Source organism: ANME-2 cluster archaeon (genome assembly GCA_014237145.1).
Lineage (GTDB): Archaea > Halobacteriota > Methanosarcinia > Methanosarcinales > Methanocomedenaceae > Methanocomedens_A.
The window spans coordinates 1-12,994 of record JAAXOC010000041.1 but is presented as its reverse complement, the minus strand read 5'-3'; the positions used below and the strand labels follow the sequence as shown (position 1 = coordinate 12,994).

Sequence of the window (12,994 nt, the reverse complement as noted above, 5' to 3'; positions counted from 1 at the left end):
TTATATTATGCTATGACCAGTGTTCAAGTTTTTTCTTCAGCTTTTCCGGTTCCACATTATGTCATCGCTCCACGCATTTTCCAGTTAAGGCTGTACCAAACGGCTCACCCCATAAACCCACAAATGGTTTTGACAATTACAGAGTCAAGATATTGCTCACTTCGTTCACATTTAATGAGGCTACAGGAAAGTCTACACTTTCCTATGTTAAAAAACCTGATACCGTGAAATGACGGTATCATTAACAGTTTTTCAAGTTTACAACTTATATCTCCGAGGGTACAATAGTGTTTAGTTTTACGTGCTGGAGACCTTTGTTTTTTACCAGATTCTCGTATACTTCCTTCATTCTTTTTCCTTCGCCCTGCAGGATTATTACTTCCATACAGTGGTCATGATCCAGGTGAATGTGGATAGTAGACTGGATAATATCTGTGAATTCATGCTGGATATTTGCAAGTAAATCCTCTATGCCCCGCTGTTTATGGTTATATGCAAGGGTTATGTTGCCTGCTCGTTCCCCTTCTATGTCATTCATCCAGTCATAATACCTGATATACCCCCTGATAGCATCCCTGATGCCTTCTGACCGGGAAGAGTATCCCCTGTTATTTATTATAACATCAAACTTGTCAAGCAAGACATCCGGAAGAGAAACTCCGATTCTTGATAATTCTGTTTCCATTTTGAAATAATCTCCATCAGTTTATTTTAATTAGAATTGCTTCTTGTTTCTATATACATACATGACATATAATTAAGGTTTTTATTTTTTGTGGCTGTCATAAAGTTTGGCATTCGTGTTACATAATATCATCTCTGTGTGCACCCGTACATATTAGCTATTTGATCCTTCAACAAATAACCAGCCGTGGATGGACGTAAAATTAATTCGTATGATAATTCGTATGATAATTCGTATGATAATTCGTATGATCAGTGAACATTTCACGTGGGAATTTTATAACACAAAATGATTTGACAGACCTAACTATCCGAAATTTTTTTAAATTTTTTCGGACAGGATTTCAATAGGTGACGAAAATAATGTGTTGGTGTTAAAATCTCTCCCAGTAATGATTCCTTTGATCATAGTGTTATTATTGGTCGGTGTTTGAATAGTAACGGTATCCCCTACATTGAAATTTTCCATATTTCCAATTATTTTTATCGAACCTGAATAAGTGGAATTGTCTTGGGGATTTAACCTGATCTCACAGATTGTAACATCTTCTAATTTTGCTTTATTCAGGTGCATAGTGAGATTTGATTTATTGTTCGATGAAAATCTTTCAAATGCTTTCGCGATCGGAATATAGCCACCCTTGGGGCCGGTTATCCCTTTAATCATTTTTAACATTTTCAGGATTTGCATATGATTTCTGATTGTTCCAACATTTAGACCTGTGGTTTGTGCAACTTCTGATGCCTGAAGTGGCCTATCGTTCTTATTATAGAGGTATATTAAATTTGACAATATTTTTTCCTGGGTTAGAGACAGATTCATGTTATCACCTAAAAAAATTATACAATTGGAATTGTTACTGGCCTAAATGCCTTGTCATTATTTGCTTTCAGAACTTTCCTTTACATCTTCTTTCATGTTATTATCCATCCATATAGTAATAGCAATTAGTAATATATATATTAAATATTGTGTTACTATCGTCATATAATAATGCCATAATATAAAAAATTATTGCATTTTTTCTTTAAATGACCAGATTACAAAAAGTTGGGCTATCCTGATACAGGTATTACAAACCCCTGTTCATACCCCTGTTCGGTTGATATTTTCCAGTGGTAAGTATTATCAAATTGCATGTGAATTATCCATTCATGAAAATAACTGTTATCTCAGACACACATTTAAGACCAGGTCAGCCCATCGAAATACTGCCCCGTCCCCTACTGGATATGCTAGCTTCTTCCGATATGATAGTCCACGCAGGGGATTTCGTGTCCCTCCAGTGTTATAATGAATTGCAGGATATCAATAATCTGGTGGGTGTGGCAGGTAACACAGACTCCCGGGAAATCAGGCATATGCTGCCAGAGCATACCACCTTCGAGGCTGAAGGCATCCGTATTGGTGTGACACACCGGGGCCAGCTCTCAGTAGTTGATATGACAGGACTGGGCTATCTTGCCAGGGAATTAGAGGTTGACCTGCTGATCTTCGGGCACATCCACAGGCCCAGGCTGCACAAAAGCGGGGACATCACTCTATTGTGCCCGGGCAGCCCCACTTCGCCAAGACAGTCCGAGCCCAGTGCGGCCGAGCTGATGATTGAGGATGGGGAAGTGTCGGCTGCCATTGTTAATTTCCAGGGGAAGGTTTGTGGTAGTACAGAATTTGCACGGTCGCTTGGGAGGAATTGATTTTCAATCATATCCACAATTGAAAAGTGCCATTCATTGTTCTGCAGTTCTCACTACTTACACAAATGTCCTTATCACATACAGGCTCGTTATTATCCAATACTTGCTTTATAGAATGAATGACACGGTCCCATTTCCCAGTTATTTTCAAGACGCTGATTCACGCAGATTTACGCTGATTTAAGGTTGCATCTGCGTTAATCAGCGTAAATCTGCGTCTAATATAATCTCATTCGTTATACCCCGCAGCTCTGCTGCGGTTGGGTGTGCCATCGCAACGTTTGACTGTTGAAATAACTGGATTTTGAAATTGTGCCAGAATGAATATAAAATCGATACAGAAAGTATAAATTAGTCTGGGAAATATAAACAACTCAGGCATTCCTATGTATCAAAGAGATGAAAGCAAATTCAAACAAAGAACAGCCATCCTCATCGATGGACAGAACATATACTTATCAGCAAAAGCAAGGGGCGCAAAGCCGGACTATAGTGTAGTCATAGATTCAATGGTGTCAAGGGAAATTACCAGGGCAATCATATACAACGTCTCGCCCGAAGGAATAGACCAGTCAAAATTTGTTCAATTTATGGAAAATCTTGGTTTTGAAGTAAAATCCAAAACACCCAGAAGACTTCCTGACGGTTCCATCAAAGCAGACTGGGATATGCAAATTGCAATCGATGCTTTTTCGCTTGCCGATAAAGTAGATGTTATGGTAATCTTAACAGGCGATAGTGACTTTGTACCACTTGTCTATGCACTTCAATCCAAAGGCGTGAAAGTCGAAATCGTATCATTTATTGAAAATACAAGACCTGAGTTGATCTCAGCTGCTGATAAATATTTTGAAGTAACTGATCAAATGCTGATATATGACTAAAAGGATTTATTTTATCCGGTTCTTATTGATCAGTAACCTTTTTTAAATATCGATCATACTTCTAAAATGAATTCCATAACCACCTTGGAACCCAAACCAAAAGCAAACGTCGTGGTTTCATGGACAGGCGGTAAAGACGGCTGCCTTTCATGCTACCAGGCCATGTCAGACGGTTTCAATGTAACTCATCTCCTGAATTTCAGGGACACAAAAAAGAAAGGCTCCCATACCATCAATCCTAAACTCCTGTCTGCCCAGATGCAAGCCACTGGAATCCCTTCAATACTGACCGACTTTGTATCCTACGAAAAGGAATTCAAGAATGTTATACAGGAATTGAACGACAACAATGCGGCAATAGAAGGCGCAGTGTTCGGCCATATCCAGACCCATAACAACCTTGTGGACAGAATATGCAATGACCTGGGTGTAAAGCTAATAATGCCGCTGTGGATGCGTGATTCTGAGCAGATCATATCAGACCTGGTGGATGCCGGGTTTAAAACCATAATAGTAAGTGTGAAAGCCGGTCTGCTTAGCAAAGAGTGGCTGGGACGCCCCATAGACCACAAATTTACAAGAGACCTTCGCAGGTACAACAGTGCCATTGACCCATGCGGCGAGGACGGTGAGTTCCATACATTTGTCATTGACGGTCCGCTATTCAAGCATAGATTGAAGATCGTGGAAAGCGAAAAGATATTGGAAGACGGATACTGGTTCCTGGATGTCTCACAATTTGAAGTGGAAGAAAAATAAATGTCAGGCTCACGATGTCAAGCTTATGATGCCAGACTCACGATGTTAAACTCACGGTTTCACGCCTTACCTGTAGATTCCCCGCACACGATACCAGTGGCAATAAGATGCGCCGCCCGCAGGGGTTCGGGGATATTGCTGTGAGTAGAGGACATCCGCACGATCTCCCTGGCATCCTCCAGCTCTATTCCACAGTGCTGCAAATAGACCGGTTTTTCACCATCGTGGGTCACAACCTTATGTATCTCGCCCGCCCGTTTTATAACCTTCCACCTGGGCCCGGGGTCGTGCAAGTGCTCCAGGGCAGCCCAGATGCGGTCAAGGTCAGGATAGTCACGCATCACCACGATAACTGGAATACCGGTTTTTTCAAATACTACCGTAATATCAACAACATTAAAACCTGCATAGGTGATGCCATCCAGCATCAGCACCCTTACCTGCCCGAAATGCTTGCTATTTGTCACCATACTGATTATAGTATCAGTAGCATCAGTGCCGTCTTTGGTGATATGGGAGCGCAGCACACCGTCCAGCCACTCGCCCCCCCTGAACACAGCACCAACGATCATCACCCGGTTGGTATGCAGTGATGAATCGTCAATACCAAGAATCCTTATCTCGGGCTTGATATGCATGGTCTACATGCTGGCTTTATTGTTAAAAACGTTCTTGAACTCTTCGAAGACCTCAACAAGCCTGTCGGATGCCTCTTTAATGGCAACGATAGGGTCCACATCCTTTGTTTTTACATACAAGATAGGTTCGGTGATGGTAGGATGTTCAATATGATAAGTTGCCAGTTCCACCCTATGGTCACTCAGCAGTAGTGTCTTCAAACTGTTCAGTAATGTATGACTTTCGTCCCCGATCTCAATCCTGATCTCAGTATCGGTTTTATCAATAACTTTAAGTTTCATTTTTCATCCCCTCATGTAGAAAAATTGCCATAATTCGCAGCCAGCTTTCTCGATTCAATATTCCCGCAGACAGGACATTTCAACTTACTACTCCTATTACCGTTATTTGACTGTTTTTCCATGCTAACATTACACTTGCTGCAGTACGCCTTGATCACACCTAAATTGTTACCGGATGTGCTCAGCCTCATGGACTTCACGTCAATTACCTTTGCCCTGACGAGATCAAAGGGGCTGAACTCGTAGTCCAGCGACTTAACATAACTGTCCTTTACATTAGATACATGTATGACTGCGGGCTGATTATTAACAATTTCCCTTTCGCCTTTGCCTTCTATCATGGCAATCTCAACAAGGGCCACCGAACTCCTGAGGTCATTCACGCGACCTATGACCATGTCACCATTTTTTATCATGGGCGGTATATCAGTCTTTGGAACCACTGAAATGGCACGGGTTTTGTTGTTGATGTTGACCTGGCCTGTGGCCGAAGAATATATATTCCCACCATATTTGAAAGTATTATTATTGGAAATGAATTCCTCTGCTGTCCCGATCATATCCCCCGGTAGTACGAACTCCCTGGTTTCCTGCACCTCTGCAGGTTTCACTGGAATTTTCGGATTTTCAGTGACCTCAATGGATTCTTCTTCCATCTTTTCTACCTCTTCCATCTTTTCTACTTCTTCTACCGTTTTCACTTCTTCAATTTTTTCTTCCTCTTCACTGGAAACCTCTTCCTGTACATCCATATCTACCGCAGTAGTAGTTGTTCCCAATTTCCTGCGTGATACTGACTTTTTCCTCTTAATTCTAATAATAATCCCTCTTATGTGATTTTGATGTCCAGACATCCTTGACCAATCTTATTTTCAATAAAGGTTAGCTGGGTAATTGTCTTCCAATCAGGATCGGTTTTCTATACGGTATATTTCTACATTAACAACTTCAATATCCTTTTTGTGGAACTTAAAAGTTCGTTTTAAAGGAAAACCGACTTTATATCGGTCTGCAATGACCGCAGGACTTATGAACTTTTTGATGAACTCATAACTTCCTTCATTGTGGATGGAATATATCACATCCGCCACTTCAAGCGCCCGAACTAAAAATGGTCTGTCATTCCCCCTTACCTGTGCACCAAAAGGAGGGTTCATGATCACAGTATGGACCCTGCCAGGCACATCCTGGATACTGGAGCATACGAACTCTACATCCACGCTCAGCTTTTTTGCACTTTGCCTGGCCGTTATTAATGCATTAATGTCTACATCAAATCCAACAACATTGGGTGCATCCACCAGGGCTGCACCAATAGCCAGGATACCGGTCCCGCATCCAAGGTCATAAACAGTATCCACAAGGTCACCCCTCATCAAGGCAAAATACAGGAGTTCGGCAGCAATACCTGCCGGAGTAGTGTACTGTTCAAGGGACGGTGATGGTGACTCAAAGACTGCCACCTGTTCTAAAAGTATCTCCAGTTGTCTTTGTTTCATCTGCCCTATCTGAACATTCCTTCATCAGAGTTCTTGAAAATACTTGAACCCTCTACTCTCTTGATAGCATCGTCAAGTTGCTGGTTCGTTACCTGGCTGTCCTCGATAATGGCGGCATGAAGGGCGGTCTTCAACACTTTTTCGACAAGGTCACGGGCCGACATACCATGGGTCCGTTCGGCAAGCAACGTGATATTTACATCACTTTCCAGTGCAATAGGGAAGGTTGATATATTAGAATTGAGTATGGCCAGCCTTTCATCCTTATCCGGCATGATGAACTCTATCTCCTCCTCGAAGCGGCTCCTTACGGCAGTATCCAGGGTCTCTACCCTGTTTGTGGCAGCTATAGTGCATACTCCTTCCCGCTTTTCCACGCCATCCATCTCTGTAAGCAGTGCATTGACGATCTCTATCACATCACCCCTTAACTCCTGGAAACGCCTGTCCAGGGCAATGGCATCCAGTTCATCAATGAAAATTATGCAAGGTCCCAGTTCTTCGGCTCTGTCATATAGTGAGTGCAGTTGCCTGGCACCGTCACCCACGAACTCACCGATAAGTTGCGTGGCCTTTATTGGAATGATGGGTACTTCGGATTCATTTGCCAGTGCTTTTGCAAGCATGGTCTTGCCTGTTCCTGAGGGGCCGTAGAAGAGTACATTCCTGGGAGCCCAGTTGCCAAAACCATCAGGATCGTCAAGGAACTTCATTATAAGCCTGCACTTACGTTTGGCCCCCTCCTGGCCGATCACATCTTTGAAATTCATTTCGCTGAATATCTCGGGCACTAACTCTTCTGTCTTGATTTCATCAATTACAAACATAGTAGAGTTGCTTATAACACTACCTTCGGGTACTACATCTATTACCTTGAACGCAAAATCAGGGAACATCCTGCGGTCAAATAGATATTCACCTGACTCTACCACTATACCACTCCACTGCTCACGGGCATAAAACTCGAAAACATTGGTTTCAGACATCTCGGGATATTCATGAAGCTGACTTCGTAACGGGTATCCGGCCGGTTTTAACACTACGTACCGTGCCCCGTCTTCCACACGTTCTTTGTGGGACATAGTACTGGTTTTCTTATTTACACGCTGGATTGAACGCAAGTTTTATTCCTCGATTTTCCAATTGGTCGGGCTGTTATTAAATCTATCCCAGTATTATTTTGTCAATTGTTTCAAAACAATGAAAAGTATGTACGCCAGCGCGATTATAACCACTATCCTGATGACCTCACCAACCAGTTTCACGATATATGGCCCAATAACTATCGCCAGTACAATTGAAAGCACTATGATGATAATATCGCGAACACCTGATTTCATGTTATAATTGATGGCGCTATGTGTTTATATATTTATACTTGTCTGAAATTAAAGAACAATGCCTTAATGTGTAAATGGTAGTGGGGCATAGGGGATGTGGGGTATGTGCATGAACGAACAATCCTGCTTACAAGGAATGTTGATAAATTCGAAGACGGGATAACGTTTATTTCTATCTGGAAATGGCTGCTTGGGTTCGACGAGTAGATGCAAGATATGCGCGATGTAAATCTGCTGCATATTCTTGCTGGGAATCATGGCTATAGCAGCAGTTCTTATTTGTAAAAAAATAAAAAGGATGGGGCTGGTGAGATTTGAACTCACGATCGACGGGTCTCTCCGAACCCTTGAAGAATTCAAGGAGAACACCAAATCAGTGCTCCAACGGCTCCTCACTGACCGACCCCGTCGGGCTGGTCTCAGTAGACCCGTTGCTCATCATTTTATCCGCTGGAGCCCGTCGCCATTCCTGACTAGGCCACAGCCCCTTTGTATGTATTAGCATATATTTTCGACGTATAGTGCCGAAAGCACCATACGTCACAGGCCTGCTACTGGTCTGAGTAGATTAGTCCACGTATGGAGCCCGAGGCTTCATACGTGTGCGGCCCGCTACTGGCCTGAGTAGAGGTATAATGCTACCTTACAGGTTCGGCAAATACCACAGTACCGGAAATACGTTTGACCTTTGCCCTGACGATCTCCTTTTTGGATGCCCCTGCAACATATACGATATACTTATCCACCTTTGCCACACCATCGCCCTTGGAACCCACGCTCTCTATCTTGAACTCATATTCCTCGCCTTCTTCAAGAGCATCCCTCTTAGCTTCGACCCTTGCCCTTCTTTTCCTGACAGGTCGGTGAGCCCCGCATGCATCACACTGAAGCATCAGGACACGTTCGGCTTTGACCAGTTTGGTGTCGGGCCGGCCGCATTCTGAGCATTTAACATACTCTTCAACATAAGAATTAATCTGTTCGGAAATTGCATCTGCCATGAACTTACCCTGGAATACTGCATGTTGTCCGTCAATCTTACCTGCCGTTCCCAGTTCCCTTGTAAGGGCTTTCATCAAGTGGTCAGGGTCCCTGTTCAGGACATCAGCTATCTGGCCAAAGTTCTCAAGTACGGTAGCTTTACCTTCTGAGAATATCCTGGGTTCGGGAATTACGAACCGTTCATCAGTGGTTATGATATCGGGTAGTTTCTCGTATGCCCTGTCCAAATAAGCTTCATATTCTCCCATATTTACCACTTCTAATTTTGCTTCTGATAAAATAACGAATCAGTTGATAAGTTTCTGCCCTTCATCCACCACAATACTCACAGGTGTGGAAAGTTTATGGCCGCAGCGTCTTAGAGCATCCTTTGCTATCGGAAAACCTTCCTTGTCTACAGATATGGTAAAGACCTTCTGTCCTGCCCTTACCCTGGCGGCAATTCCTGTTGCCTTTCCAAATGCTTGGCGCATACCCTGGCTGACCCTGTCAGCTCCGGCACCGGTTGCCTGTTTGTTTTCCCTTATTACCTGATATGGGTGTACTCTTAGCTTAACATGGAAGTTCTGCACACCCAGGTTCTTAACAAGCAGCCTGTTGGCCGTGATCCTACCCGCTTCCAGTGCGGAATCCCTTATCTGGCATGCTTCCTTTGCCACCAGGGAAACTTTTATGGGGAAATCACCTTTTACATTACCCATATCGTAATGTACGATTTTGCTACCCGGCACTCCGCCCATGTATTTCCTGCGGGTGTATGCTCTCCTGCTATTATAATTCCTGAACGTCTTAGCTGGTCTTTTTCCCATTGATGATAATCCTCCGATTGAAATTGTGAATTACGAAAATTTCTCGTAATATATGATAACGGTTATCGGTTCTTTTCTTAACCACCTTACAACTTATAAGCTTTTGGTGCATGCAATTTGGTAAATACTGTTTCTGCAACTACCTTGCTTATTCACGGCACATTCCCCAAATAGCAGACAGAAAAATATCAAGTGGGACAGCGCGGATTCGAACCGCAGTCCAAGCGCCCCAAACGCTCGAGGATCGGCCAGGCTACCCTACTGTCCCGCAATAAAACCTGAGTTGTGTTGCCTTTTGTACTCGTTAATCAATTAAAAGCCTTTCCATCTACAAAAACTTGGACCTCATTGACAAGTATACCGGTAGTGCCAGACCCTTATACGGCAACCCCGCAATCTCGGCCTGCACCCTAACAGACAGGTCCCATGCCTTCATCTTCACCTGCTTGGGCTTTTTAGGCTGGCTCTCAGAACGGACAGTCACACTAAGGTCGCCTGATGCAAATTCCTCATCACCCAGCACGACAACATACGGAATCCATTCCATACCTGCATCCCGTATCTTTTTACCCACAGTCTCGGCCCTGTCATCAATATCCACCCTGCAACCCAGCATTTGCTCCACTTCCAAGGCCGCATCCATATGCCGCTCAGTCACTGGAATTACCCTGACCTGGGTCGGAGACAGCCATATCGGCAGTATAGGCACCCTGCCCGCCTGTGTCCGCATATACTGCTTCTCAAGCAGGCCGTAGATAATACGCTCGATTGCACCGCTTGGCGAGCAGTGTAGGATAGTAGGCCGTTGTGCCTCACCCTGACGGTCGATATAATTAATGTCATACCTCTCTGCATTTTCCACATCTATCTGCACAGTGGACAGGGCACTGGCCTTGTCCAGGGCATCGATGAAATTGAACTCGAACTTCAGCACGAAATAAAAGAACCTCTCATCCCACATCTCCACAAGCACGGGCTTGTCAACCACACGGGCAAGTTCGGTAATGAACTCCTTATTCTCCTCATAGAAGTCCCTGGTAAACCGTATCGCAACCTCATAGTCCTCCAGATCCAGCCCCATGGTGTCCAGCACGCTCATACACATATTATACTGCTCGCCGAACTCCATGATGGCCTGCTCCATATCAGCCGCCAGCGTATGCATATCAGGCATGGTAAAGGCCCGCAGTCGCCGTAGCCCAACCACTTCGCCGCTCTGCTCCTTGCGAAAACTGTACCGAGTCATCTCGATCATCTTTAAGGGCAGATCGCGGTAAGAGATGGTCATGTCATGGTTCATCAGGAACTGGCCGAAACATGCTGCAAAACGCAAAAAGAGGCTCTTCTTGTCGGCTTCGATCGAGTACTGGCGTGCAGGGAATCGGTCCAGGTATTTCTTTAGCGTGGGATGGTTCATGTCGTACATGAGCGGAGTTTCCACTTCCATGGCACCCATGGCTGCCGTGCGGTCCAACACATAGGTTTCCAGAAGGCTCTTTATAAGCCGTCCCTTTGGATAGAACCGCATGTTTCCGCTGTCGCTGCCTGGCTCATAATCCGCAATCTCAAGACGCCGCATCAGTTCCACATGAGGCGGTGTGCGGTCCACTGCCCTGCTCTTGGACACTTCGTAGTCTTTGAACTTGCGCAGGTTATCGTGTCCTGTAAAATCAAAATCATCAAATGAATGCAGCTCTCCGTCCGGGGTCAGGATGTGCCAGTAGGACTTGGCCTTTTCTTCTGCCTTGATGGCCTCGCTTATTACTTCTTCCTTCCTGGATGCAGGTGCTGTGGATACTGCGGATGCGGCACCGTCCGGTGTCGCTTCGCCATCTACCCGGATGGTCCTGGAAAGTTCTGACAGTGGGTGGCCTTTACATTTTATCTCGAATGCCTTGTAGAACCCGAAAGGTGCCCGCTTGACATTATATTCACCTTTCAGTGCATTTTCCATATCTTTCAGGACCTGTACTGCCACCTTGGGTGATGACAGGGAACTGCTCAGGTGGGCATAGGGGTAGAGCATGATATTCTCCGCTTTGACCTGGCCTGCTACTTTCTTTATTTCATCAATTGAAGCGGCAACTGCCTTTTCCGGGTCGGTTTCATCTGCTTTTTCCACAGCGATAAAGACGGTCAGTGCTTCGTCCATGCTGCCATGGTGCATATTTTCATCTATCGTTTCTGCTACCGGGGTCTTTTTCTTAACATGGTATTCGATATGGTCTGAATGAATGAGTAGTATCTGCATATTATTGTCACCATTGTTTTGGTAATTGATAATGCTTAGATTAGATAAGGATTTTGTTTGAATGATGTGTATGTATATTTTGGTGTGTAATTGATGTGACAGTTTATTGGATTTATGGCGCATGATGCTGTGTTCAAATCATTACGAATAACAGAGGGTAAAGAGGTACATAGAGAATGGTAACAATGCTCTGTGCACTTGGTCTGACGACAAGAAGTTATATCACAGATTGCCTAACCAGCTACCCCTTTCATTCGGGGTAATCCTACCGCGGAATGCGTGGATGGTAACGCCCACGTAGTAAGCCCGCGGAACAACGTGGAAAAATCAGAAAATCCGATTCGGATCAACTGCCAGGATAAGAACGCTATGAAGAGTGTAATGCGAACCATCGAAAGAGTCGTAACGCAGGATAAGCGAAAGCGGATTTTTACGCTTAAACCAAAAGGTACGAAATCAGACTATAACGGCTGCTGGGACGTTATAGGGAATGGACAGACGGTTTCCGGCTTACAGATGGCTTCTAAGGCGTTCACAATTATCTGTGACATAGAACTTGGTAAGCCCAATATGCTCCCGGAAAATCCGGGTAGGGATCCCGTGAGGGCAAACGATGGTATAGTGGGTAAAGGAATCGATAAAAAGCGAATGTCGATCTGTAATAGGTCGAATAGAGGTTCAGAATTTACCTTAACTAGAAATGGTGCTAACTTATCGAGTGGTATCTCATTGCATGAAAGGAGGCAAAACCTGTGAATGTAAGTAAATCAATTACGCCCTCAAAAGGCGAGAGACGTGCAGACAACCAACCAAAACCCAAAAGGATTGATATCGATTAGAAAATGGTCAAAGAACATGTTAACAGGCTGCAAACCAGAATTGCAAAAGCAGTTAAGCAAGTAAAATGGAATTTGGTCAATAGATTAAGATACCTGCTAACTCATTCGTTTTATGCGAAATTGTTAGCAGTAAAGCGTGTAACTCAGAATAAGGGAAAAAGAACAGCTGGAATTGATGGCAAAAAGTGGACAACACCGAACTCCAAGATGAACGCTGCTCTTGAACTATCCGATAAGAAGTATAAAGCAAAGCCCTTGAAAAGAATCTTTATTGAGAAGCCTGGTAAAAAGAAGAAACGACCGTTAGGT

General features: G+C 44.1%; 16 protein-coding genes and 2 tRNA genes. 5 read left to right on the top strand and 13 right to left on the bottom strand.

Annotated elements, in window-relative coordinates; all coding sequences use genetic code 11:
- Positions 1 to 265: 265 nt before the first annotated feature.
- Both nikR and HF974_05605 read right to left on the bottom strand, forming a co-directional pair.
- On the bottom strand, positions 266 to 685 hold the full coding sequence (gene nikR, locus HF974_05610; GenBank protein ID MBC2697814.1) for a nickel-responsive transcriptional regulator NikR: 420 nt from the start codon (positions 683 to 685) through the stop codon (positions 266 to 268).
- Positions 686 to 1,006: 321 nt separating this feature from the next.
- A complete protein-coding gene (locus HF974_05605) occupies positions 1,007 to 1,507 on the bottom strand; it encodes an HTH domain-containing protein (protein ID MBC2697813.1) in 501 nt (166 codons plus the stop codon).
- A 332-nt stretch (positions 1,508 to 1,839) separates the two neighbouring features.
- Between HF974_05605 and HF974_05600 the strand changes: the two genes are divergently transcribed.
- From HF974_05600 to HF974_05590, 3 genes are all read left to right on the top strand, one after another.
- Complete coding sequence (locus HF974_05600) at positions 1,840 to 2,382, top strand: metallophosphoesterase (protein MBC2697812.1); 543 nt, start codon at positions 1,840 to 1,842, stop codon at positions 2,380 to 2,382.
- Between the two features lie 386 nt (positions 2,383 to 2,768).
- Positions 2,769 to 3,266, top strand: a complete 498-nt coding sequence (locus HF974_05595; protein MBC2697811.1) for an NYN domain-containing protein — start codon at positions 2,769 to 2,771, stop codon at positions 3,264 to 3,266.
- 66 nt (positions 3,267 to 3,332) lie between these two features.
- Positions 3,333 to 4,025, top strand: coding sequence for a diphthine--ammonia ligase (locus HF974_05590; protein MBC2697810.1), 693 nt, complete (start codon positions 3,333 to 3,335; stop codon positions 4,023 to 4,025).
- Positions 4,026 to 4,084: 59 nt separating this feature from the next.
- Here the strand turns inward: HF974_05590 and HF974_05585 are convergent, their stop codons facing one another.
- From HF974_05585 to HF974_05535, 11 genes are all read right to left on the bottom strand, one after another.
- Positions 4,085 to 4,663, bottom strand: coding sequence for a DUF99 family protein (locus HF974_05585; GenBank protein MBC2697809.1), 579 nt, complete (start codon positions 4,661 to 4,663; stop codon positions 4,085 to 4,087).
- Between the two features lie 3 nt (positions 4,664 to 4,666).
- Positions 4,667 to 4,945 carry a DNA-directed RNA polymerase subunit L gene (locus HF974_05580; protein ID MBC2697808.1) on the bottom strand — a complete coding sequence of 93 codons (279 nt, stop codon included), beginning with the start codon at positions 4,943 to 4,945 and terminating at the stop codon, positions 4,667 to 4,669.
- 11 nt (positions 4,946 to 4,956) lie between these two features.
- A complete protein-coding gene (locus HF974_05575; protein ID MBC2697807.1) occupies positions 4,957 to 5,601 on the bottom strand; it encodes an exosome complex RNA-binding protein Csl4 in 645 nt (214 codons plus the stop codon).
- 249 nt (positions 5,602 to 5,850) lie between these two features.
- Positions 5,851 to 6,444 (bottom strand): methyltransferase, encoded by a 594-nt coding sequence (locus HF974_05570; protein MBC2697806.1) that lies wholly within the window; start codon positions 6,442 to 6,444, stop codon positions 5,851 to 5,853.
- 5 nt (positions 6,445 to 6,449) lie between these two features.
- Positions 6,450 to 7,565 (bottom strand): AAA family ATPase, encoded by a 1,116-nt coding sequence (locus HF974_05565; GenBank protein ID MBC2697805.1) that lies wholly within the window; start codon positions 7,563 to 7,565, stop codon positions 6,450 to 6,452.
- A 54-nt stretch (positions 7,566 to 7,619) separates the two neighbouring features.
- The gene (locus tag HF974_05560; GenBank protein ID MBC2697804.1) at positions 7,620 to 7,784 is read right to left on the bottom strand and encodes a hypothetical protein; all 165 of its coding nucleotides are present in this window, start codon (positions 7,782 to 7,784) and stop codon (positions 7,620 to 7,622) included.
- 299 nt (positions 7,785 to 8,083) lie between these two features.
- A tRNA-Trp gene (locus HF974_05555) sits at positions 8,084 to 8,272 on the bottom strand.
- 150 nt (positions 8,273 to 8,422) lie between these two features.
- A complete protein-coding gene (locus tag HF974_05550; GenBank protein MBC2697803.1) occupies positions 8,423 to 9,034 on the bottom strand; it encodes a translation initiation factor IF-2 subunit beta in 612 nt (203 codons plus the stop codon).
- A gap of 39 nt (positions 9,035 to 9,073) precedes the next feature.
- Positions 9,074 to 9,595: a 50S ribosomal protein L16 gene (locus tag HF974_05545; protein ID MBC2697802.1), complete on the bottom strand. Its 522-nt coding sequence runs from the start codon at positions 9,593 to 9,595 to the stop codon at positions 9,074 to 9,076.
- Positions 9,596 to 9,788: 193 nt separating this feature from the next.
- Positions 9,789 to 9,863: transfer RNA gene (locus HF974_05540), tRNA-Pro, on the bottom strand.
- A 60-nt stretch (positions 9,864 to 9,923) separates the two neighbouring features.
- Positions 9,924 to 11,846, bottom strand: coding sequence for a threonine--tRNA ligase (locus HF974_05535; protein ID MBC2697801.1), 1,923 nt, complete (start codon positions 11,844 to 11,846; stop codon positions 9,924 to 9,926).
- Positions 11,847 to 12,164: 318 nt separating this feature from the next.
- Between HF974_05535 and HF974_05530 the strand changes: the two genes are divergently transcribed.
- Positions 12,165 to 12,602 (top strand): hypothetical protein, encoded by a 438-nt coding sequence (locus tag HF974_05530; protein MBC2697800.1) that lies wholly within the window; start codon positions 12,165 to 12,167, stop codon positions 12,600 to 12,602.
- Positions 12,603 to 12,688: 86 nt separating this feature from the next.
- Positions 12,689 to 12,994: hypothetical protein (locus HF974_05525; protein MBC2697799.1), on the top strand; the 306-nt coding region annotated here is incomplete at its 3' end.